Source organism: Phreatobacter sp. (assembly GCF_016793595.1).
Classification (GTDB): Bacteria; Pseudomonadota; Alphaproteobacteria; order Rhizobiales; family Phreatobacteraceae; genus Phreatobacter.
This window is the reverse complement of the sequence record NZ_JAEULY010000019.1, coordinates 1-22,523: the sequence shown is the minus strand read 5'-3', so window position 1 is coordinate 22,523 and position 22,523 is coordinate 1. Positions and strand designations below refer to the sequence as shown.

General features: G+C 68.3%; 22 protein-coding genes, 1 tRNA gene and 1 pseudogene. 3 read left to right on the top strand and 21 right to left on the bottom strand.

Going from position 1 to position 22,523, the window contains the following annotated elements; all coding sequences use genetic code 11:
- The first annotated feature begins 51 nt into the window (after positions 1–51).
- Positions 52–1,656, top strand: coding sequence for an ABC transporter substrate-binding protein (locus tag JNK84_RS18855; protein ID WP_293426640.1), 1,605 nt, complete (start codon positions 52–54; stop codon positions 1,654–1,656).
- Between the two features lie 118 nt (positions 1,657–1,774).
- On the opposite strand, the gene pta is transcribed toward JNK84_RS18855, so the two are convergent.
- From pta to JNK84_RS18820, 7 genes are all read right to left on the bottom strand, one after another.
- Positions 1,775–2,782, bottom strand: a complete 1,008-nt coding sequence (pta, locus tag JNK84_RS18850; RefSeq protein WP_293426637.1) for a phosphate acetyltransferase — start codon at positions 2,780–2,782, stop codon at positions 1,775–1,777.
- A gap of 225 nt (positions 2,783–3,007) precedes the next feature.
- Positions 3,008–4,783 carry a sulfoacetaldehyde acetyltransferase gene (gene xsc / locus JNK84_RS18845; protein WP_293426634.1) on the bottom strand — a complete coding sequence of 592 codons (1,776 nt, stop codon included), beginning with the start codon at positions 4,781–4,783 and terminating at the stop codon, positions 3,008–3,010.
- A 149-nt stretch (positions 4,784–4,932) separates the two neighbouring features.
- Positions 4,933–6,333 (bottom strand): NAD(P)/FAD-dependent oxidoreductase, encoded by a 1,401-nt coding sequence (locus tag JNK84_RS18840; RefSeq protein ID WP_293426631.1) that lies wholly within the window; start codon positions 6,331–6,333, stop codon positions 4,933–4,935.
- Positions 6,334–6,507: 174 nt separating this feature from the next.
- Positions 6,508–7,986: an aminotransferase-like domain-containing protein gene (locus JNK84_RS18835; protein ID WP_293426628.1), complete on the bottom strand. Its 1,479-nt coding sequence runs from the start codon at positions 7,984–7,986 to the stop codon at positions 6,508–6,510.
- A gap of 123 nt (positions 7,987–8,109) precedes the next feature.
- A complete protein-coding gene (locus JNK84_RS18830) occupies positions 8,110–8,508 on the bottom strand; it encodes a nuclear transport factor 2 family protein (RefSeq protein ID WP_293426625.1) in 399 nt (132 codons plus the stop codon).
- Positions 8,509–8,628: 120 nt separating this feature from the next.
- Positions 8,629–10,119 (bottom strand): DHA2 family efflux MFS transporter permease subunit, encoded by a 1,491-nt coding sequence (locus JNK84_RS18825; protein WP_293426976.1) that lies wholly within the window; start codon positions 10,117–10,119, stop codon positions 8,629–8,631.
- 89 nt (positions 10,120–10,208) lie between these two features.
- Complete coding sequence (locus JNK84_RS18820; protein WP_293426622.1) at positions 10,209–11,321, bottom strand: HlyD family secretion protein; 1,113 nt, start codon at positions 11,319–11,321, stop codon at positions 10,209–10,211.
- A 212-nt stretch (positions 11,322–11,533) separates the two neighbouring features.
- On the opposite strand from JNK84_RS18820, the gene JNK84_RS18815 reads away from it, so the two are divergent.
- On the top strand, positions 11,534–12,199 hold the full coding sequence (locus tag JNK84_RS18815; protein ID WP_293426620.1) for a TetR/AcrR family transcriptional regulator: 666 nt from the start codon (positions 11,534–11,536) through the stop codon (positions 12,197–12,199).
- A 172-nt stretch (positions 12,200–12,371) separates the two neighbouring features.
- Here JNK84_RS18815 and JNK84_RS18810 read toward each other — a convergent pair whose 3' ends face one another.
- From JNK84_RS18810 to JNK84_RS18750, 13 genes are all read right to left on the bottom strand, one after another.
- On the bottom strand, positions 12,372–12,713 hold the full coding sequence (locus JNK84_RS18810) for a hypothetical protein (protein WP_293426618.1): 342 nt from the start codon (positions 12,711–12,713) through the stop codon (positions 12,372–12,374).
- Between the two features lie 11 nt (positions 12,714–12,724).
- Positions 12,725–13,948, bottom strand: coding sequence for a sulfite oxidase (locus JNK84_RS18805; RefSeq protein ID WP_293426616.1), 1,224 nt, complete (start codon positions 13,946–13,948; stop codon positions 12,725–12,727).
- A 177-nt stretch (positions 13,949–14,125) separates the two neighbouring features.
- Positions 14,126–14,920, bottom strand: coding sequence for an anti-sigma factor (locus tag JNK84_RS18800; RefSeq protein ID WP_293426614.1), 795 nt, complete (start codon positions 14,918–14,920; stop codon positions 14,126–14,128).
- Entirely contained in the window at positions 14,910–15,446 is a 537-nt protein-coding gene (locus JNK84_RS18795) for an RNA polymerase sigma factor (RefSeq protein WP_293426612.1), read from the bottom strand. The genes JNK84_RS18800 and JNK84_RS18795 overlap by 11 nt, the downstream gene beginning before the upstream one ends.
- Positions 15,447–15,726: 280 nt before the next feature.
- Positions 15,727–15,802: transfer RNA gene (locus JNK84_RS18790), tRNA-Thr, on the bottom strand.
- Positions 15,803–15,913: 111 nt separating this feature from the next.
- The gene (locus JNK84_RS18785) at positions 15,914–16,678 is read right to left on the bottom strand and encodes an ABC transporter ATP-binding protein (protein ID WP_293426610.1); all 765 of its coding nucleotides are present in this window, start codon (positions 16,676–16,678) and stop codon (positions 15,914–15,916) included.
- Positions 16,675–17,688 (bottom strand): FecCD family ABC transporter permease, encoded by a 1,014-nt coding sequence (locus JNK84_RS18780; RefSeq protein ID WP_293426609.1) that lies wholly within the window; start codon positions 17,686–17,688, stop codon positions 16,675–16,677. Before JNK84_RS18780 ends, JNK84_RS18785 begins: the two co-directional genes overlap by 4 nt.
- Before the next feature lie 2 nt (positions 17,689–17,690).
- Entirely contained in the window at positions 17,691–18,725 is a 1,035-nt protein-coding gene (locus JNK84_RS18775; protein WP_293426608.1) for an iron ABC transporter substrate-binding protein, read from the bottom strand.
- Positions 18,726–18,810: 85 nt separating this feature from the next.
- Entirely contained in the window at positions 18,811–19,302 is a 492-nt protein-coding gene (tsaA, locus tag JNK84_RS18770) for a tRNA (N6-threonylcarbamoyladenosine(37)-N6)-methyltransferase TrmO (protein WP_293426606.1), read from the bottom strand.
- Positions 19,303–19,307: 5 nt separating this feature from the next.
- Positions 19,308–19,514 carry a TOBE domain-containing protein gene (locus JNK84_RS18765; protein WP_293426604.1) on the bottom strand — a complete coding sequence of 69 codons (207 nt, stop codon included), beginning with the start codon at positions 19,512–19,514 and terminating at the stop codon, positions 19,308–19,310.
- 99 nt (positions 19,515–19,613) lie between these two features.
- On the bottom strand, positions 19,614–19,892 hold the full coding sequence (locus tag JNK84_RS18760; protein ID WP_293426602.1) for a hypothetical protein: 279 nt from the start codon (positions 19,890–19,892) through the stop codon (positions 19,614–19,616).
- Between the two features lie 13 nt (positions 19,893–19,905).
- A complete protein-coding gene (locus JNK84_RS18755; protein WP_293426600.1) occupies positions 19,906–21,171 on the bottom strand; it encodes a hypothetical protein in 1,266 nt (421 codons plus the stop codon).
- 177 nt (positions 21,172–21,348) lie between these two features.
- Complete coding sequence (locus JNK84_RS18750; protein ID WP_293426598.1) at positions 21,349–21,756, bottom strand: hypothetical protein; 408 nt, start codon at positions 21,754–21,756, stop codon at positions 21,349–21,351.
- 174 nt (positions 21,757–21,930) lie between these two features.
- Here JNK84_RS18750 and JNK84_RS18745 point away from each other — a divergent pair, with 174 nt between their 5' ends.
- On the top strand, positions 21,931–22,386 hold the full coding sequence (locus JNK84_RS18745; RefSeq protein ID WP_293426596.1) for a MarR family winged helix-turn-helix transcriptional regulator: 456 nt from the start codon (positions 21,931–21,933) through the stop codon (positions 22,384–22,386).
- Between the two features lie 9 nt (positions 22,387–22,395).
- On the opposite strand, the pseudogene JNK84_RS18740 reads toward JNK84_RS18745, so the two are convergent.
- Positions 22,396–22,523 (bottom strand): annotated as a pseudogene (locus tag JNK84_RS18740) (IS5/IS1182 family transposase); the annotation flags it as partial.

The window sequence follows — 22,523 nt, the reverse complement described above, 5'->3', positions numbered from 1 at the left end:
CGTTGCCCGCCTGCGGCATAAAACAACCAGAGCGCAGGACAGGGGATTTCCATGGGACTCTTTTCCAGGCGCGATTTCGCACTTCTGTCGGCCACCACGAGCGCCGCTCTTGCGGCCGGTCTCGACTGGGCTCCGGCCCAGACGCCACGGCGCGGCGGCACGCTCATCATTCCCGAAGCCGGCGGCGGCGCGCGTCACCTCAATCCGGCCGTGCAATCGGGCGTCGCAACGGCCGTTCCCGGTACGCAGATCTTCGCTAGTCCGCTGCGCTTCGACGGCAACTGGCGGCCTCAGCCCTATCTCGCCAAGAGCTGGGATCTGGCAGCTGATGGCAAGTCGCTGACGCTCCGGCTGATCGAGGGCGCGACCTTCCATGACGGCAAGCCGATCACGTCGGAGGACGTGGCCTTCTCCGTGATGACGGTGAAGAAATACCATCCGTTCCAGCAAATGTTCGCGCCGGTCGCGTCGGTCGAGACGCCCGACGCCCACACGGCGGTCATCAGACTTAGCCGGCCCCATCCGGCATTGCTTCTCGCCATGTCGCCGGCCCTGTGCCCGATCCTGCCGAAGCACGTCTTCGATGACGGTGTGGATCTGAGAAACCACCCCGCGAACAGCGCTCCTGTCGGCTCCGGACCGTTCAAGCTGGTCGAGTTCAAGCGCGGCGAGCACACCATTCTGGAGCGCAACGACAAGTTCTTCATTCCGGACCGGCCGCTGCTCGACCGCATCATCTTCCGCTACATCAACGATCCGACGGCGATCATGCTCGCCATGGAGCGTGGTGAAGCGCACATGGTGCCCTATCTGTCGACGCCGCGAGACACGGCACGGATGGCGCGACACGCCTCCCTCTCCGTTTCCGACAAGGGCTTCGAGGGCATCGGCGCGCTCACCTGGCTTGCCTTCAACACGCAGAAGGCTCCGCTGGACGACAAGCGCGTGCGCCAGGCCATCTGCTTCGCCATCGATCGCAATTTCATCCTGAAACGCCTGCTCCTCGATCGGGCGAAGGCAGCGACGGGTCCAATTGCACCGAACTCACCCTTCTATACCGCCGACGTCGAGAAGTACGATCTGAACCTCGACAAGGCGAACCAGCTGCTTGACCAGGCCGGCCATAAGCGTAAGTCCGACGGCACGCGCTTCACCCTGACCGTGGACTACTCGCCCGGCAACGAAGTGGTGAAGAGCACCGCCGAATATTTCAAGCCGCAGCTTCGGAAGGTCGGGATCGACGTCCAGGTCCGCACCTCGCCCGACTTCGCGACCTGGGCGCACCGGGTCGGTGGGTGGGATTTCGATCTGACCCTCGACACGGTGTTCAACTGGGGCGATCCGGTGATCGGCGTCGACCGCACCTATCTCAGCAGCAACATCCGCAAGGGCGTGATCTGGTCCAACACGCAGGGCTACAGCAATCCGCGAGTCGACGAATTGCTCGCCAAGGCGGGCGTCGAACCGGACCTCGCCGCCCGCAAGGCGCTCTATGCGGAATTCCAGAAGATCGTCGTCGATGACGCGCCGATCTTCTTCATCAACACGCTGCCCTATGTCGGCGTCTTCCAGAAGACCCTGGGCGCCGTGCCGGCGACGATCTGGGGTGCGATGTCGCCGATGGACGAACTCCACTGGACCACGCCGCCGCGCTGACGCGGCAGGCGGCGGCGCTCCATGTCGAGCGCTGCCGCCGAAACGCCTCCGAGGGCGGCAGAGCCGGGCCTCTGCCGGACCGGATCGCGCGCCCTCACAAGCCCGGTGGCACCGGTCGTCACTGGCGCGTCAGGTCGCCAGCCATGACGCTGGTCACCGCGATCATGTCGTAGACGTCCTCGGCGCTGCAGCCGCGCGACAGGTCGTTAGCCGGCTTGTTCAATCCCTGAAGGATGGGCCCTATCGCCTTCGCGCCGCCGATCCGCTGGGCGATCTTGTAGCCGATATTGGCTGCGTCCAGATTGGGAAAGACCAGCACGTTGGCCTCGCCCTTGGTAACCGAACCGGGCGCCTTGGACGCATTGATCGCTTCGACAAAAGCGGCATCGAACTGCAACTCGCCGTCGATGGCGAGCGACGGGTCGGCGGCCCGCGCCAGCTCGGTCGCCCGAACCACCTTTTCGACACGCTGATGGACAGCGCTGCCATTGGTCGAGAACGACAGCATGGCGACCTTCGGAACCTGTCCGGTCAGGGTCGCGAGCGAATGCGCGGTGGATACCGCGATGCCCGCGAGCTCGGCGGCGTCGGGCTCGACTACCAGGCCGCAATCGGCGAATGCGAAAGCCCCCTTCTTCGCGTGATGGGGCTCGCACAGCATCATCAGGAAGAAGCTTGAAACGAGCGCCGCGCCGGGAGCGGGACCGATGATCTGGAGCGCCGTGCGCACCGTGTCCGCCGTCGTCGCGACCGCGCCGCCGATCGTGCCGTCGGCATCGTCCAGGCGCACCATCATGGCCGCATAGCGGAGCGGGTCGCCCATTGCCCGCCGTGCCGCCACCGCGTCGATACCCTTGCCCTTCCGCAATTGATGAAAGGCCGCGGCATAGCCGTCGAGCCTCGGCGAGGTCGCGGGATCGTCGATCCCGAAATCGGCCGGGCTCGCGTCATGCTCGGCGAGCAGCCGGAGCACCACCTCCTTGCGGCCGAGCAGGGTGATCCTCGCAAGGCCATCACGCGTTGCGCGGACCGCGCCTTTGACGATCCGGGCGTCTTCCCCTTCCGCCATGACGATCCGGCGGGGATTGGCGCGGGCCGCATTGACGATGGTGTCGAGTGGTTTCATAGCCCCATTTCCCTGGAGGCATGCGCCAGAAAGTGCGGTGCGATGAGGACGACGGCGGCGAGGAACAGTGTTTCCGCGCCGGTTGGCTGTCCTGACCCGCCCGTCATGCGTCCGGATTCATCCCTGAGCCGAGCCAGGGCCCATGGCTCCGCATGGCCGTGGCGCGGCGCCGAATTCGGCGCCGCACGGCTCTCCTGCATCGCGCCGCGATGCTGTTCGGTAGCGTCAGAACGGGCGCTGGGGCCGCATGTCCGCGCGGTCGATGCCGGCGACGGCCACGGGCTTTTTCATGGCGTCGCGCCGGAACGGCTCGCCCAGCTCCTGGTTCAGCATCACCTCGATGAAGGTGGTGACGCCCCGGGCCTGCTCCTCGCCGGCAACCTTCAACGCGGCGGTGAGCTCGTCCTGCGTCGTCACGACGACGCCCTTCAGACCGCAGCTGTCCGCGACCCGGGCGTAGCTGAAGTTCGGATTGAGCTCGGTGCCGACGAAGTTGTTGTCGTACCAGAGCGTCGTGTTGCGCTTTTCGGCACCCCACTGGTGATTGCGGAAGATCACCATGGTCACCGACGGCCAGCCCTCGCGGCCGATCGAGGTCATCTCGTTCATGGAGATGCCGAAGGCGCCGTCTCCGGCGAAGCCGAATACCGGCACGTCCGGGCAGCCGATCTTGGCGCCGATGATCGCCGGGAAGCCATAGCCACAGGGCCCGAACAGGCCGGGCGCCAGATATTTCCGCCCCTGCTCGAACACCGGATAGGCATTGCCGATGGCGCAGTTGTTGCCGATGTCCGTGGAGATGATCGCATTGTCCGGAAGACCGGCCTGAACGGCCCGCCAGGCCTGACGCGGCGACATGCGGTCCTTGTCGCGGGCGCGCGCTTCCTCATTCCAGGTGGTGCCGGGATCGTCGTCCTCGTGATCCATGGACGAGAGCATCTGGAGCCAGGCGGACTTGGTGCGATGGACCAGCGCCTTGCGCTCGGCGCGGCCGGCGTCGCCGGCGCTGCTCGACAGCTGCTCGAGCAGCTGCTGGGCGACCTGCTTGGCGTCGCCGCAAATGCCGACGGTGATCTTCTTGGTCAGGCCGAGGCGGTCGGCATTGATGTCGACCTGAATGATCGCGGCGTTGCGGGGCCAGTAGTCGATGCCGTAGCTGGGCAGGGTGGAGAACGGGTTGAGGCGCGTGCCGAGGGCCAGCACCACATCGGCCTTGGAAATGAGCTCCATGGCCGCCTTCGAGCCGTTATAGCCGAGCGGGCCGACCGCCAGCGGGTGGCTGCCGGGGAACGAGTCGTTGTGCTGGTAGCCCGAGCACACCGGCGCGTCGAGGCGCTCGGCGAGCGCCGCGGATGCTTCGATCGCGCCGCCGATGACCACGCCGGCGCCGTTCAGGATGACCGGAAACTTCGCCTCGGACAAAAGCTTGGCGGCTGCGGCGATCGCCTCCTTGCCGCCTGACGGACGCTCCAGCTTGACGATCTGCGGCAGCTCGACATCGATGACCTGCGTCCAGAAATCACGGGGAACGTTGATCTGCGCCGGCGCTCCGCCACGCAGCGCCTTCTCGATCACCCGGTTCAGCACTTCGGGAATGCGCGAGGCCTCGCGGACCTCCTCCTGGTAGCAGACCATGTCCTGGAACAGCGCCATCTGCGGCACTTCCTGGAAACCGCCCTGGCCCATCGTGCGGTTCGCCGCCTGAGGCGTCACCAGCAGCATGGGCGTGTGGTTCCAGTAGGCGGTCTTGATCGCGGTCACGAAGCCGGTCACTCCGGGACCGTTCTGGGCGATGGCCATCGCCATGCGGCCGGTGGCGCGGCTGTAGCCGTCGCAGATGATGCCCGCATTGGCCTCGTGGGCGCAGTCCCAGAAGGTGATCCCGGCCTTCGGAAACAGATCGGAAACCGGCATCATCGCCGATCCGATGATGCCGAATGCCTGGTCGATGCCATGCATCTGGAGGACTTTCACAAAGGCTTCTTCAGTGGTCATCCTCATCGGAGGTTTCCTTCCGTTTGTTCTCAGCGTCTTTTCGAACTCAGTCCGCCGCGGGGCGATTTCAGCGCCGGGCGAAGCGGGGGCGCCCTCATTGCTCGCCCGGTCGCGTCGCTCGCAATGAGCGAGATCCGCGGCCGCCGTGGCAGGTGTCAGAGCATTTCGTCCCTGAGGTAGTACCAGCGATACATCGCCCGCTGCCCCAGCCGCCGGAAGGGCGTGAGCAGGCCGTGGCTCGGGAGGGGGGAGGTGAAGATCGGAAGGTCAAGCGCCTGTCCTTTGCCGGCTACCAGCTGCGCCATGCGGCGGCCGGCCTGCGCGGAATACATGACGCCATTTCCGCCATAGCCGAGGGCGTAGTAGATCGTCCGCGCCGGATCCGGCTGGAAGATGCGCGGCATCATGTCGTGGCTGACATCGACCCATCCCCACCAGGAGTAATCGATCTCGATCCCGCGCAGGGCCGGGAACTTGCGCCCGAGACCTTCGATCAGGGCGTTCAGATGTTTGGGGTTTTCCGCATCGGCGCCGGTGATCGAGCTGCGGCTGCCGATCTGGACGCGTCCGTCGGGCAGCTGGCGATAGTAGTGCCGCAGGGTGCGCGTGTCGGTCAGAACCAGCTTGCTCTTGAAGTTGCAGGCCTGGCGTTCGGCCTCGGTCAGGGGGCGCGTGACGATCGAGTTGGAGAGGATCGGCATCAGCCGGTGGCGCGTGAGATCGTGCATGCCCGGCGCGGTATAGCCGGCCGTGGCGATGGCGACCGCGCGGGCGCGCACGGTGCCGCCGGGGGTCGCGAGATAGTGGATGCCGTTGCGGGTCTGCCAGCCGGTGACCGGACTGCCGCTGTGGACCTTGGCGCCGAGGCGACGCGCCATGCCGAGATAGCCGAAAGCCAGCTTGGCGGCGTGGACGCCGATGCCGTCGGGCTCCCACATGGCGCCGGCGGCTTCCTCGTCCCGCAGATGGTCGCGGTGGACCTGCTCGCGCGACAGAATGCGGGTGCCGTAGCCGAACGTTTCGTTGAGAAGGCGCGATTCCGCCTCCAGCTTCGGCATGATCGCGGCGCGATGGGCGATGAACAGATGGCCGCCATCCTCCGCCTCGCAGTCGAACTCTCCCGAATTGATCAGGTCGCGAAAGAGGTCGAATCCCTCGGCGATCTCGGTGTGCAGTTTCTTCGCGACATCGACGCCCCAGCGCTCGATCCACTGCGACCGCTTCAGCCGCCCCGCCGAAATCTGCGCCTGTCCGCCATTTCGGGTGCTGCACCCCCAGGCAACGCGGTTGGCCTCCAGCACCGTCGCCTTGATGCCATGCTCTTTCGCCAGATGGATCGCGCAGCTCAGCCCGGTATAGCCCGAGCCGATGACAGCGACATCCACGTCGATGTCGGAGGTGACGGGACCATCGTCGTGGGGTGTTTCGCCCGCCGTGTCGATCCAGTAGGTCGGCGCATAGTCGCGATTGCGCCCGGGCCCGGGATCGGTCACGGGATCGTAGCGGGGATCGTAGCGATCCGGAGCGCGATTGGGGCGGAGCAGCAGGTCTTCCATTGGCACAATCCTCGCGCCCCGCACGGGCACGGCCGGCATCGACCAGCGCGCCGCCGTGCAGCGCGGCAGTGGTCACTGCCGGGATCAGGCTACCGGGAAACGGCTGGGACCATAGAGCCAGCATGCGCCGAACTATTGCGCCAGTTGCGGCTGCTGGCCCCCTGTTCGCGAGGGTCAGCGCAGCTCTTCCACAAGCTGCGCGAGAATGCGGATGCCTGGCGTGATGCGGTTGGCGGCGATCGAGGAGAAGCCGATCCGCAGATAGTTCAGGGGCGGCTGCTCGCCGGAGAAGAAGACGTCGCCGGGTTCGACAAGGACGCCGTTCAGGGCCGCGCGCCGGGCAAGCTCGCGGCTGTCCAGCCAAGCGGGACCTCTGGCCCAGACCGAGGAGCCGCCGGCGCCGAACGAACATTCGAACTGGGGAATGTGGGTCGCCAGCGCATCGCGCATGATCGCGGCGCGGTCGCTCAGTGCCTCGGCGCTGCGCCGCAGCAGCCGGTCGAAATGGCCGAGGGCGAGAAACAGGGCCAGCGCACGCTGGTTGTTCATCGGTGCGTGCCGCATCATCAGGCGCCGCAGCGCCCGCGCTTCCCGGAGCACCGGGGCTGGCGCCACGATGAACCCGAAACGCAAACCGGGGGCGAGCGTCTTGGACAGGCTTCCGACATAGAGCACGCGTCCCGTCGTATCGAGCGCGCGCAGCGACTGCACTGTGTTCTGGGCCAGTCCGAAATTGCTTTCGTAGTCGTCCTCGATGATCAGCAGATCGCGCTGCTCGGCCAGTTGGAGCAGGGCCGCGCCGCGCTCCGGCGCCAGCGTCACGCCCGTCGGGCATTGCCGGCTCGGCGTCAGGAACAGCAGGCCGCAGTCCCTCGGCACGGCGCCGACGACGACACCATTGGCATCGACCGGAAGGCGGCGCAGGTTCGAGGTGCGCAACGAGAAGATGTTGCGGGCGTCGGGGTAGCCGGGCTCCTCGACGCCGACCACCGTCTTCTGGTCGACGAGCAGCATCGACAGCAGATACAGCGCCTGCTGGGCGCCGAGCGTCACCATGATCTCGTCGGTGCCCGCCCAGATGCCACGGCGCGGCAGGACGCGGGTCCGGATCTGCTCGATCAGCTGGGTATCGTCGCCGTCGATCCGGTCGACGGCCCAGTCGCGGATTTCGGCGACGCTCAGTGCCTCGCGCACGCATTCGCGCCAGTTGTTGGTCGGGAACAGCGCCGGGTCGAACTGGCCGTAGAGGAACGGATAGGGGTAGCTCAGCCAGTCCTGTGGCTTGACGATGTTGCGCCGGAGCGACGGCCTGAGCGACAGGCGCTCGGACCAGTCGAGGTCGCCCGCGGACCGATCTGTGCCCCCGGGTGTCGGCAGCGATGACGACTGCCGGATGAAGAAGCCCTGGCGCGCGCGGGATTCGAGGACGCCCTCCTCGACCAGCTGCTCATAGGCGAGCAGTACCGTGTTCCGCGCGACGCTCAGGGTCTCGGCGAGGCAGCGGCTCGACGGCAGCGGTGTTTCCGGTCGCAACCAGCCTTCCGATGCCGCGCCGATGACCATCTCGCGCAGCCGCTTCTGCAGCGGCCTCCCGGAGACGGCGGTGCGGTCGAAGAGCGTGCCCCAAGACAGGGAATCCAGCCGGCGAGCCACTCGATCAGTCCCTTCGCGCTTACCGGCTCGAATTGTTCGCGCGGGGCGGCGAGGGCGTCAATCGGTGGTACCATGAATCGCTGAAATCTGGTCCCATGGGACTGCGACAGCCCCCGGCTGGCTCTATGCCGCCGGAACCGGCCGGTCTTTGCGGTAGGCGCTCTTGGAGGCGATCAGCTCGCCGTCGAAGGCGAAGACATCGAGGCCATTCACCTCGACCCTCTGCCCGTCGCGCCGCGTCCCGGCGAACAGCCATTCCGACAGGGCGACATCACCGGCAATCGTGTGCCGACGGATGGTCCAGGACACGTCGGGCATATCGGTCCAGACCGCCACGAAGGCCGCCTTCACCGCATCCTGTCCCGAGAACCGACGGCCGTGAGCCTCCGGCCCGACGGCGGCATCGAAGACGATGCCCGGCGTGAAACAGGCCATGACGGCCTCGGCGTCGTGCCGGTTGAACGCGTCAAACAGGCGCTCGAGCAGCACCTCGCGGGCCGGTTTCGCTGCTGCATTGCTCATCGTGGGCACTTTCCCTGATATGTCGTCGGACGAGGCTCCGTCTTAGCGTCGCTTCGCGGGCGCGGCGAGAGCCAGAACGACGGCAACGATGCGACCAGATCGCCCGGGCGACGCCCCGGCTCAATGGGCGGCGGCGGCCACGGCCTTCGGCCGGCGCATCAGCGGCACCAGCAGCAGCATTGCGACGAAGAGCACAGTGAGTGCGAAGAAGACGTCGCCGAGCGCCATCACGAAGGCCTCGCGCCGCACCATGGCGGCCATCTGCTTGATCGCTGCCAGCTCGGCATCCGAGCCCAGCGACTGGAATTGCTGGGTCAGGCCGGCGAGCGTCTCCTCCGCGCGCGGGCGCCCCCACGCGACCGATTCCCGCAGGCGCTGCATGTGGAGGTCGGTGCGGTGGTTGAGCAGCGAATTGATCAGCGCCAGTCCCACCGCGCCGCCGAGATTGCGCGTGAGATTGTAGAGCCCGGCGGCGTTCTTCATGCGCTCCGGCGGCAGCGTGCCGAGTGACAGGTTGTTGATCGGCACCATGCAGAGCATCAGCGCCGCGCCGCGCAGGATCTGCGGCACCAGCAGTTCGCCGAAGGTCCAGTCCTTGGTCACGAAGGATGCCTGCCACGTGCCCGCGGCGAACAGCAGGAAGCCGATCGCCATCATCACGCGCAGGTCCATCCTGGTCGACAGGCGGCCGACGATCGGCGCCGAGATGAACATGACGATGCCGGTGACGAACATGGTCTCGCCGATCATCAGGGCCGAGAAGCCGCGTACGCGGCCGAGATAGACGGGATAGAGATAGGTCAGCCCGTAGAGGCCGATGCCGCAGATGAAGGAGGCGAGGCAGCCGGTCCAGAAGTTGCGATTGCCGAAGGCCGTCAGGTCGACGATCGGCACCTCCTGCGTGAAGGCGCGCCAGAAGAACACCACGGCGCCGACGACGCAGGCGATGGTGAATGCCAGGATCAGATGGTCCTGGAACCAGTCCTTGGCCGGGCCTTCCTCGAGCACGAATTCGAGGCTTCCGAGAAACACCGCCATGGCCGCGAAGCCCAGCCAGTCGAACCGGCGGAGCAGGGCGGGCTCGGGCCTGTCGAAATCAACGAGCCGCCAGACCATGGCGCAGACCACGATGCCGGCCGGCACGTTGATCAGGAACAGCCAGTGCCAGGAGAACAGGTCGGTGAGATAGCCGCCGACGGTCGGCCCGACGGTCGGCGCGAGCGTCGCGACCATGCCGATCATCGGCGAAACGATGGCGCGTTTCGACGGCGGGAAGGCGGTGAAAGCCGTGGCGAAGACGGTCGGGATCATCGCGCCGCCGAGGAAGCCCTGCAGCGCGCGCCAGATGATCATTTCGGTGATCGAGGTGGAGAGCGCGCACATCAGGCTCATCACCGTGAAGCCGGCGCAGGAGATGGTGAAGATGACGCGGGTCGACAGCGCGCGCGACAGGAGGCCCGACAGCGGGATCATGATGACCTCCGCGATCAGATAGGAGGTCTGGACCCACGAGATTTCGTCGGCGCTGGCCGACAGCCCCGCCTGAATCTCGGCGAGCGAGGCCGAGACGATCTGGATGTCGAGGATCGCCATGAACATTCCGAAGACCATGGCGAGGAAGGCAAGGAGGCGCGGCAGCGGAATGCGATCCCCCGCCGTAGCGGCGGGGGGCAGGGTGTCGGCGGTTGCCGCGCCAGCGCTCACGGGGCTGACCGGGCGGCGAGTGTCGCGCCGTCATCGGTGCCGGCGGCGACGGGACGTGCCGCCCGATCGACGGTGCCGACGCGGGCCGGCGAAGCGCCGGTATCAGTGCGGATCGACACCACGACCGACATGCCCGGCCGCAGGCGGCCTTCCTCGACCGCGCGCGCGTCGAGGCGGATGCGGACGGGGATGCGCTGGACGATCTTGGTGAAGTTGCCGGTGGCGTTCTCGGGCGGCAGCAGCGAGAACTGCGCGCCGGAGGCCGGCGAGATGCTGTCCACCCGTCCCGCGATGGCGCGCCCGGCGAAGGCATCGACCGCGACGCTCGCCGGCTCGCCGATGGCGACGCGCGCGAGCTGGGTCTCCTTCAGGTTGGCCTCGACATAGATCGAGGCTGTGTCGACCAACGCCAGCAAGCGCGTGCCCGGCTGGACGAACTGGCCGACCTGAACGGCGCGGTTGCCGACCACGCCGTCGATCGGCGCACGGATCAGCGTGAAATCGAGATCGCGGCGGGCACGGTCCAGCGCGGCCTCGAGCTCGCTCTTCTGGCGCTGGGCCTCGGCGAGCTGTGCCTTGAGCACGGCCTCCTGCGCCTCGGCGCCGGCGACGCCGGCCCTGGCCTGTTCGATCTGCGCCTGGTTGCGGTCGCGGTCGGCGCGGGCCGTGTCGAATGCGGCTTGGCTGGCGAACTCCTGCGAGACGAGCCGCTGGGCGCGCGCCAGCGCCGCGGCGACGCGGGGCGTGTCGGCCTCGACCATGCCGAGCTGCGCCTTCGTCTGCGCGATGACCGCGGCCTGCGCTCCGATCTGCGTTTCCATCCGCCGGATCGTGGCGTCCTGGGTCGCAACGCGCGCGGCAGCCGATTCGACCGCGATCCGGTAGTCGCCGTCATCGAGCCGGGCCAGCACGTCGCCGGCCTTCACGGCGGCATTGTCGCGGGCGCTGACCTCGGTGATGTAGCCGGAGATCTTGGCGGCCAGAACCGTGGTGTCGGCCCGCACATAGGCGTCGTCCGTAGAGACGATGAACCGGCCGTTGACGTACCAGTCTTGGCCATACCAGCCGGCGGCCGCGAGGGCGCACAGCCCGACGAGCCCGACCAGCAACCGCCGCCGCCTGCGTGGCGGAGCGGCGGGCTGCTGCGGAGAAACTGGAGCGTCATCGGCGCGCACCGAAGGCGCGGTCCCGGCGGCGTCAGCCATCGGATGCCTCATGCAAAAAATCAAACTGAACCGTTCAGTTCATTCTTGACTTATACCCCTGCCGCGACGACTACAAGAGGAGGTGTGCGCTGACGGCACATGGGGGATCGGCACAAGTGAGTGATCTCGGGCTTGAGGAAGCGGCGGTCGCCGGCCGGGAGCGGGCGGAGACCGATACGGCCAAGCGCCGGCAGATCCTCGACGGCGCGCGCCGCGTGTTCTTCGAGCGCGGCTTCGAGGCGGCGAGCATGGATGCGATCACCCGCGCGGCCGGTGTCTCCAAGGCGACGATCTATGCCTACTTCCCCAGCAAGGAGCATCTGATCGCCGCTCTGGTCGGCATCGAGAAGCGCGAGCAGGCCGAGCGCTTCATCGAGCTCGTCGCCGAGGATCGCCCGGTCGCCGAGGCGCTGACCACGGTCGGCGCCAGAACCATTCTCGCCATGAGCCGCCCGGAAGCCGTGGCGCGCCTGCGGCTGGTGGTTGGCATCGCCCCGCGCATGCCCGAGATCGGGCGTGCCTTCTACGAGGACGGGCCGATGTTCGCGACCCACCGGCTCGGCGAATATCTCGCGCGTCTGGCGGCCGAGGGGCGGATGACCGTCGACGATCCTCGCCGTGCGGCGCGCCAGTTCCTCGATCTCTGCCTCTCGGAGATGAGCCGGCGCATCATTTTCGGCCTCGAAACCACGATATCAGAGCGCGAGGCCCGCGATCACGCGCGGGTCGCCGCCGAGGTCTTTCTGCGCGCTTATCCGCTCGGGGCACCTGCGGCGGGCTGAGTTCTCGCGCTTTCCCGGCATTGCGAGCGGTTCGCCGGCCAGCGGAGCCGTCTCGATCCCCGTTCCGCGCGACGAGAGGCGTCCCGGATCGTTCGGGGCGAACCTTTTCGACCGGTTTTGGTCCCGCCGGGCCTCGTGGCAGAGGCCCGGCGGCACGATCAGCAGGGCAGCATCACTGCTGCGGGGCGAACGGCACGACGAAGCCGCCGCCTTGCGCCGGAGCGGCCGGCGGGAAGGCTTGCGCGAGATAGTCGAGCAGCACTTTCCGCATCTCGGCGTCGGGAGGCGGCATGTTGTGCTTCTCCGTCATCCAGGTCAGCGTCTCGTCCCACCGCGGCCGGTCCATTCCCTGACGGCCGACGACCTTCATGGAATGGCAGCCGATGCAATAGCCGAAGGTTTCCTCCCGGCCGGGAAAATCCGGAAGGCTCTCGGGTGTTTCCTCGGACTGGGCCCTGCCGGGCGACGAGGCCAGCACCACGCCGACGGCGGCGGCAGCCAGGAGCAGCGACAATCTCCGCATCGCTATGCCGCCAGCACGGCAACGCGATGGAGCGGATTGGCGCCATAGCCCTGCGGGTTCCAGTTGGTGGCGACATGCGGCTGGCTGACGCCCCGGGAATCGGTCGCCCTGACCCAGAGCTCGAAATAACCGGCGCTGGGAAGCTCGACCGAACCCGACCAGCGCACCCAGTCGTAGCGGTTGCGCGGTGCCGCCATCGTCATGGCGTGCCAGCGCTGGCCCGCGTCGAAGGACACCTCGACCCGGGACACCTGGTGGTCGCCGGCCCAGGCGGCCCCGCGCAGGTCGAGCCGGCGCGTGCCCGCTGCGATCCGCGTGCCGTTGGCCGGAGCCGTGATGATCGAGCGCAGGGGCATCGAGGTCATGTCGGCGAAATTCGTCTTGCCATCGACATTGGAGCCGGGAACGACCGGCACGGTGGGCACGCGATAGGATGTGCCGCCCATGCCCTGACCGTCATGCGGCGTGCTGCGGACGAGGACGCGGTTCAGCCACTTGGAGGAGAGCGAGGCCGGCCATCCCGGAATGATCAGGCGCAGCGGCCCGCCATGAATATGCGGCAGCGGCTGGCCGTTCATGCTCCAGACGATCAGCGAATGCGGCTCCAGCGCCTTGTCGATGGGCATGCCGCGGGAAATGGCATCCTTGGTCGTGTCGCCCGACAGATGCGGATCGGCACCGAAATGCCCCGTGAACCTGGCGCTGGGCTTGAGGCCCGCTGCCTTCAGGACGTCGGCGAGCCGGACGCCGGTCCATTCGGCGCAGCCGGCGCCGCCGTTGGTCCACTGATTGCCGCGCGCGGCGGGCTGGTAGAACGAGCGGCCATTGCCGCCGCATTCCAGAACCATGCGGAAGGTGTGGACCGGGAAGCGCGCCTTGAGTTCGGCAATGGTCAGCGTCAACGGCTTGTCGACCTCGCCTTCGATCTTCAGCTGCCAGCCATCGGCATTGGCGGCCTCGTCGGGAATCTGGCCGTTGTTCCGGACGAAAAACTTCGCGATCGGCGTCGTGTCGTCGTCGAGCAGTGCTTCCGGCGTCTCGGCGACGAGCGGCCGGTCGCCGAGCAGCCTCAGGCCGCGATCCTTGCCGGGATAGTCGAAGGCCTGCGGGGCGGCTGCCGGCCGGCTCGCGGGCGCGCTGGCCTGGGCTTCGACCCGGCCGGTGCCGGCGAGCCATGCGGAACCGCTGGTCAGGAGGCCAATGGTGGCGAGGCTCGCGCCCATCATGCCGCGCCTCGACGGCCCATCGGCCCTGTTATCCGTTCTTTCGTTGCTGCGCTGAGACATGTTCTCGCTACGCATGGCGTTTCTCCCGAGGGGACATATTCCCCGCCTGTGAGAGACGTGGCCCAGCTTCGATTTATTCCATTGTGGGCGGAAGATTTCCGGCTGGCCGGCCGTGCCTCAGCCGGCGCAGGTGGACGACGGACCGGGGCTCCCCGCCAGTCGCTCCTCGGGCACGGGCTCGCGCACCGCGCGCGTGACCAGCGCGGTCAGCTGCTCAAGCCGTGCCGGAGCGATGCCCCGTGCCATGACCGCATAACCGGTCCGGCCATCGCTCCAGGCCCGTATCGAGAGATCGGCCCCGTCGGCCATCACCGCCCTGTCGGGGATGCCGGCCATGGGCGGGCCGATCCATATTCCGACCCGGCAGCCATTGGGCCCGACATATCCCGCGAGAACGCCGCCGGTCCGGTTCCGCGGATCGAGCGCGACATAGACGAGGCGCATCGCGGCGGCCGAGAGGTCCGGCAGGCCCTCGGTCCGCAGCCCCGCCGCCGCAAGGACGGGGCTGTCATGCGGACCCGGAACATCGTGCTGCAGCCACTGATGGTGGGCGGCCACGGCGTCGGCCAGCGCGGCCTCGTGCACAGCGGCGGGACGCATGGACCCCATCCAGAGGCCGCCCAGCGCCACCACGACCAGCAGCGTCGCGGCGATCGCGAGCGCCCCGCGAAACCGGGGCATGCCGGTCGGCAAGGCCATGAACGGCGGGGCAGCCTCCGCAGGGCCGATGCGGCGGGATGCGGCGCGCAGGCGGGACAGGGTCGCGGCGCGCGCCGCCAGCGCGGTGTCGTGCGCGATGGCGGCGGCCACCTGCGCCGCGGCGGCCGGTTCCAGCTCGCCGTCGACATAGGCGTTGAGCATCTCCCAGGAGATGGTTGCCGCCCTGTCGTTTTCGTTCGCCTCACGCGACATGCCGGCGCCCCGAATGAATCGGACGGATGTTCTGACCCTCGATGGCTTCGAGCAATGCAAGCCTCGCCCGGCTCAGGCGGCTCATCACCGTGCCGGTCGGCACGGCAAGAATCTGCGCGGCTTCTGCATAGCGAAAGCCAGCGAGATCGACCAGTTCGATGACCTCGCGATGCTGGCCGTCGATGCGTTCCAGCGCCCGGCGCACCGTCAGGTCCGCGATCAGCCGGTCGTCGAAGCTCCAGAGTTCGGCGCCGGCCGGTCCGAGCGCGGCGTCATCGCCTGACGGCGGGCGCTGCCGCAGCTGATCCACCCAGGCATTGCGGAGAATGGTGTAGAGCCAGGCGCGCAGGCTTGCCTCGCTGTCGGGGCCGCGCGGCGCCGCCAGCGCCTTGACCGCGCAGGACTGGAGCAGATCCGCAGCTTCGTCCCGGTCGCGGGTGAGCCGATGAGCATAGGAGAACAGCCGCTGCCAGTCTTGCCGGAGCGCGGCCTCGATCCTTGCGCGCAGGTCCCTCGTCCCCGGCATCCACAACACCTATCGCGCTGGCAGGCCACGATGACGACCATTTCGACACGTTCGCCCCCAGACGCAAGGGCGAACATCCTTCCGCGGGCCGTGCTCCGGATTCCGGGAGCGACCGCACCACCGATCATGGCTCCGGCGCCGATGCGAGCCAACCTCACCGGCTGCATGCCGGAATAGCGCCGTGGGTGGCCGCGATCGTCCGCGCGCCGGAATCGGCCGCCCGGGGCGGACCGACAAGCGTCCACCAGCGCGGGTCAGGTCAGCGAATGTTCGGGAGGAATGGTGCCGCGGAAGGGATTCGAACCCCCGACCCCATCATTACGAATGACGTGCTCTACCAGCTGAGCTACCGCGGCCAATGCGGGCGCCTTGTAGCCGCAGGTCCGGGATATTGCAACACCGCGCGCGGGCCTTCGTTCCGGCCGGTGGATGGTCCGCAATGGCGGAGCTCGCAAACGGCCGGCGGGTCAGCCGGGCAGGAAGGCCGTGCGCCCGCCAGTCTCCACGACAGTTTCCACGGGAGCATCGTAGAGCGCGGCGAGGCGGGCGGCGGTGAGCACCTCGCGCGCGGGCCCGCATGCGATCACGCCGCCGCCGCGCAGCAGCGCCACCCGGTCGGCATGGCTGAGTGCCTGATTGGGATCATGGGTGGTGAACAGCACGCCGAGGCCATCGGCGGCGAGGTGGCGCACCTGGCGCATCACCTTGCCCTGATTGCCGAAATCGAGGCTGGCGGTCGGCTCGTCGAGGACGACGAAGCGCGGCTCCTGCGCGAGCGCGCGCGCGACGAGCACCAGCTGCCGCTCGCCGCCGGAAATCATGGTGGTGGGGCGCTCGGCGAGATGGGCGATGCCGAGCCGGCTGAGCATGGCGAGGGCGATCTCGCGGTCGCGGGCGGTCGGCCGCGCGAACAGTCCGCCATGGGCCGTGCGGCCCATCAGCACGACCTCGAAGGCGGTGAAGGCGAAGGTGCCGCCATGGGCCTGCGGCACGTAGCCGATCAGCCGCGCCCGTTCAGGGATGGTCAGGGCGGCGAGCGGCCGCCCGTCGAGCGTCACCGCGCCGCCCTGCGGCGGGATCAGGCCGAGCAGGGTCTTCAGGAGGGTGGTCTTGCCGCCGCCATTGGGGCCGAGCAGGGCGAGGACCTCCCCCGACCTGACGGCAAGCGAGACGTCGCGGCCGACCGGGTGGCGGGGATAGCCGAAGGCGAGGCTTTCGGCGGCAAGGTTCACGACCAGCCTCCGCGCGCGGTGGCGAGCAGCCAGATGAAGAAGGGCGTGCCGATGACGGCGGTGAGAATGCCGAGGGGCACTTCCACCGGCCCGACGGTGCGGGCGAGCGTGTCGATCAGCAGGAGATAGCCGCCGCCAAGCATGGCGCTGGCGGGGATCAGGCGGCCGAAATCCGGCCCGACGAGAAAGCGCGCGAGATGCGGCACGACGAGGCCGACCCAGCCGATAATGCCGGCGGCGGCGACGCTCGCCGCGGTCACCAGCGTCGCCGCCGCGACGATGGCGAGGCGCAGCGGCCCGGTCGGCAGGCCGAGGGCGCGCGCCTCTTCCTCGGGGAGCGAGAGGGCGTTCATCCGCCAGCGCAGCGCCATCAGCACCGCCGCGCCGAGGATGACCGGCGTGATCAGCGGCACGAGGTCGCGCGCATTGGCCGCCGACAGGCTGCCGAGCAGCCAGAAGGTCATGGCCGGCAACTGGTTGTAGGGGTCTGCCAGAACCTTGATCAGCCCGACGCCGGCGCCGAGCAGAGCGCCGACGACGACGCCGGTCAGCACCAGCGTCAGGATCGGGTCACCCGATCGAATGGTCGAGCCGACGGCATAGACCGCCGCGACCGCGAGAAGCCCTCCGGCGAAGGCTGCGGCCTGAATGCCGAAAATGCCGAAGGACAGGAAAATGCCGAGCACCGCGCCGAGCGCCGCCCCGGACGAGGCGCCGAGGATATCAGGCGAGACCAGCGGGTTGCGGAACAGGCCCTGAAAGGCCGCGCCGGCAATGGCCAGCGCCGCGCCGCAGGCGAGCGCTGCCACGACGCGCGGGCCGCGAATCGAGAAGACCACGGCTTCCACGGAAGGAGACAGGCCGGAAGGAGTTCCGGTCACGCGGGACCAGAGGGCTGTTGCGAGATCGGGCAGGGTCACCGGAAACCGGCCGACGGCGAAAGCGACGGCGACGCCGGTCACCAGCACGGCGAAGGCGATGGTGCTGCCGCCGAGGGTGCGGGCCCGCATGATCAGCCGCGCCCTTCCAGCACGCGGTCGAGCTGCGCCTCGCTCGGCGTGACCTGATAGAACAGCGCGTAGAAGTCGCGGGTCAGGGCGCGGATGTCCTCCGGGAACAGCGCGGGGTAGAGCAGCTTGGCGAGCCACCAGAGGCCGGCCATGCGGTTCACCGAGGGCGGGAAATCGACCCAGCCGAAAGGCAGTTTCGGTGAGAGATGAACCCGACCCTCGCGCACGGCCCTGACGCCGGCCCAGGCCGGATCCGCGCGGACATTGGCCGCGAAGGTCTGGTCGATGGTGACGATCACCTCCGGGTTCCAGGCCAGCACCTGTTCGAGCGAGACATTGGCGAGGCCCGAGCCGGCCGCGCCGCGCGCGACATTGACCGCGCCGAGAAACTCGACCGTCTCGACATTGATGGAGCCGGCAAGGCCCGTCTCCAGGCCGCGCGGGCCGCGGGCGTAATAGACCCGCGGGCGGCTGTCCGGATGGACCTTCTCGATGCGCGCGACGAGCGAGCCCATCGTGTCGTCGCACCAGCTCGCGAGCTGGGCGGCGCGGCGCTCGCGACCGGTGAGCTGGCCGAGCGTGCGATAAGTGCCGGCGGTCGCGTGGAAGCTGCCATCGAGCAGCGCGTAGGGGATGCGGGTCTGTTCCTGCACGCGGTCAGCCAGTTCCGCGAAAGTGCGGCGGACGGAACCGGCGTCGAGAATGAGGTCCGGTTTCAGCGCCAGAACCAGTTCGAGATTGGCGGTGTTGCCGCGCCCGGTGATGCGGCCGACCTCCGGCCGGGCGCCGATTTCGGGCAGCAGGAACTCGCGCTCCTCGGGCCGGTTGGCGCGGGGCCAGCCGATAAGCAGGTCGGGCGCCAGCGTGTAAAGCAGGATCGCGGCTGGCGGACCTGCGGGGAAGACGCGCTCGACGCTGGCAGGAATCGTCACATGCCGGCCGGCGCCATCGACGACGAAGGGCGTGCGGGCAAGGGCAGGGGCCGCCAGTGCGGCGCCGGTGCCTGCAATCATCAGTCGGCGGTCGATGGCGGGCATGATGGCGGCGCCCTGTTTCCCGTCTGCGCGATGGTGCCGGGGAGACTGGCACGCCGCCCCGGCGCCCTGAAAGGGCCTGTTGGCCTCAGGCCGTCTCGAAATCGCCCTTCTGCGGCGGGGCGAGCGGATTGAACAGGCTCCGGTCCGGCTTCAGGTCGATGAGCGGCGTGCCGTCGAGGCAGTCGAGGCCCGCGACTTCGACGACTGGCCCCTCGACGCGGATGAGCCGCACCAGCGACGTGCCGATGGGGTTGGGGCGCACCGGCGAGCGCAGCGAGAACACGCCATGGGCCGAGCCGTCATTCTTCGGGCTCTGGCGGACGAGGTCGCGGCGCGACCGGTCGAGCCAGTAGAGCACTTCGAGACGCTCGTAGGCGGCGATGCCCTGCAGCCCCTGGCTCCATGGCTCGAACAATTCGATGCGGCAGACGGGGCCGTCCTCGCGCCCCCGTCGCGGGCATTCCAGCCGCGACGTCCAGGGCGTGCGGATGGTGCCGATGAAGATGAGGCCGGCATCGTTGGCCGGCGGCATGTCGACGGCGACCTCGCCGGCCCTGATCTCGTTCTCGCGCACCATGGCCGTCAGTCGACGGCGACCATCACGTCGGACGCCTTGACCACCGCATAGGCGGTCTGCCCGACGGCAAGCTTCAGCTCGTCCACCGCCGCATTGGTGATGGCGGAGGTGACGATGGCGCCGCCGATGTCGAGCTTCACATGGGCGGTGGTGGCGCCCTTGGTGATCTCAACGACCTTGCCCTTGAGCTGGTTGCGCGCGCTGATCTTCATCGGTCTGTTCCTCGTGCCGCGTGGCGGCTGCGTTAAGTACCGATGGATACAACGCCCGGCGGAGCGAGACAACGTCTGCGGTGCTTCCCCCTGATGCGGTCACGGATGGATGGCGCTGACCTCGCGACCGACATGCCGGCGCATCGTCGGGTCGGTGAGCGCATGATCCTGGCTTGGCAGGATCGGCAGCATCGAGAAGGACAGGCGCGTCTGGCCGTAGACGATCGCGGCGATCCGGGCGGCGGAGGCGAGCGCGGCGCTGACGCATTTGCCCTCGCGCGTGCGCCCTTCCGCGCAGACCGTCTGGGCCTCGGCGGAGGATGAGAGGACGAGGGCGAGGACGGCGGCGGAAAGGACCGTGGCGGCGCGGGACTTCATGGCATTTCCCCGTTCAGTAGGTGATCGTTCCGCCGAGCGACACGGTCCAGCCGGTGTAGCTCAGGGCGGGAATGGCGGTGCCCGGGAAGGGTCCAAGGAAAGGATCGACGACATCGGGGCGGCTGCGCTGATGCACCCAGAAATGTTCGGCGCGCAGCGTCAGGGCGGCGTTCTGCGTCACCTGATAGCGCGCCGAGCCGCCGACGGCCCATTTGGACTTGGCGGGCGAGAACGCGCCGGAGGTCGGGACATAGGCGTTGGCGTCGCGGTTGAACCAGCTCACGAAGGCCCCGACCATCCATTGCTCGGTGAGGCGATAGCTGTGGTCGAGACGCAGGCGCACCGCATTGCTGTTCGAGTTGAAGGCCTCGCGCACCGCCGCCGGAATCGCCGGGTCGAAGATGAGGTTCGGATTGGTGCGGCTGAACGAGGCGGACAGCGTGGTGTTGTGGTCCGGGTTCCACGTGTAGCCGGCGGAAGCGGTCAGGGCGATCGTCTCGCCCGGCCGGTTGATATAGGTGCCGTCGATCCGGGTCGCGGTGTTGATGATGTAGGTGGCGCCGGCCTTGATCAGCAGCGCCCCGAGCATGTGGGCGACCTGCAACGAGGCCGACGACGACGAGCCCGGCTGCATCCGGTTGTCCGGGTCGCCGAAGCCGGTGACTGGGTCGCGCGTATAGGGCCCGCGCCAGGTATGGCTGACGCTGGCGGTGAGCAGCGTGAACTCGCCGACCGGGATGTTGGCGCCGAGCGTTCCGCCGAGATTGAAGCCTTCGCCGAAATTCGGCACCTCGACCAGATCGGGGTCCATGCGGGCGAAGGCGCCGGTGCCGCGCAGGTTGGCCGCGCCGGTCGGCAGATTCGCGTTGATCGAGACGAAGGGCTGGATGCCGGGCATGCCGAGATAGGTCATGGTTCCCGACACGAGCGTGTCGGTGAGGGCAGAGACGCGGCCGGCGAGGCCGCCGCCGGAATTCTGTCGCGCATCGACCCAGCCCGTGCGCGCCATCAGCTCCAGCTTGAGATCGGGATTGGGCTTGCCGACGATCTGGAGCGCCATCGGCATGTAGAACAGCGAGCCCCGGCCGGGCGTGCCGAGATCGTAGACATTGGGCGTGCCGCGCGTCCCGGACCAGCTGGTGAAGCGCGTGTCGATGTCGAACAGCATGGACCAGGCCGAAGCGGCGGTCGTCGCGGGCGCGGGCAGGCCGGTACCCGCCGCAAGGACCGACAGCGGCGCGGCCACCAGCCCGCAGGCGACGATGGCGGCCCTCGACACGATTCCGGTGCGTGACGCGACGTGACGATGCACTGGCCTAGCCTCTCTTCTAATTGCTCACTGGTTCTTTTAGAAGTCGCACGGACGACGCGCGCAAGGGGGAATTGTCGGGTGTGCCCCTGCGTGGCAATTCGAGGCCGCCGGTGTTGCCCGGCGGCCTCACTTCCGGTGCGGCCGTCAGCGGCGCATGCCGCCGCCCTGATCCGACAGGATGCCGGAACGGTTACGCAGGCCGCCGCCGTCATTGGAGATGATGCCGGGGTTCCGGTTGCCGGGGCTGAGCAGGCCCGCGCCGTTGTCGGTGATGAGGCGGTTCGGCTGCTGCGCGATGACCGGGCGGGTCATCGACGTCTGGGGCGGCAGCACCGTCGTGGTGCGCTGGATCGTCGGCGTGGTCGGGCGGGGCGCCTGATAGCCGGGCGCGCCGGGCATGCGGCGCGGATTGTTGTCCCACGGAGCGCATCCGGAGACGAAGACATTGACATAGCCGCCGCAGCCGGCAGCGACCGCCGGCGTGTTCGTGGCCGTCGCGCCGAGGGCGAGCAGGCCTGCGAGGGCGATGGAGCGGGATATCGAAAGACGCATGACACTTCTCCTTGAGCTTGCCAGGACGCGGCAAGGTTATAATAGCTCAGTGAGCATTTCAATATGTATGATGATCTTTGGTTGACGGGCGGATGACACCCACACGCGGCCGGCGCATTGTCTGCGCCGGGCGCCGGATCGATTCGTCAGGCGCTCGGCAGGTCGTTCTGGGATATGGCGAGACAGTTCATCCGCTCCGACTCGTTGGCCCGGCTGTTCGAGCAGTCGACGCGGGCGCTTCATTCCTCGGGGCACAGCCATGGGCTGTTTCCGGCCCAGTGGACGGCGCTTCGCTATTTCTCGACGGCCGATCGCGCCCAGTGCACGGCGATCAATCTGGCGCGGTTCCAGGGCATGGCCTTCGGTCCGGTCTCGCGGACGGTCAGGACGCTGATCGCCAAGGGACTGCTGCGGAAGGCCGGATCGGCCGGACGCGGCCGTGCCGAACTGCTCGAACTGTCCGATGCCGGGCGCGCCATTCTGGAGAAGGATCCGCTGAGCACCATCGTCGCGGCGCTCGACACGCTCGCGGACCGCGAGCGTGAGGCGTTTGCTGTCGCGCTCGAACAGGTGCTGCTGGCGCTGCAGCCGAGCGGCGAGCCGGAGCCCGGCGGCACCGAAGAGGACTAGGGTCCGGACTCAATTGAGCCAGTATGCGGTTGTTGCGGCGATGAGGACGGTCGAGAGGTAGTTCCGGGCGAGCTTGTCGTAGCGGGTTGCGACGCGCCGGAAGTCCTTGAGCCTGCACCACATGCGTTCGACGCGGT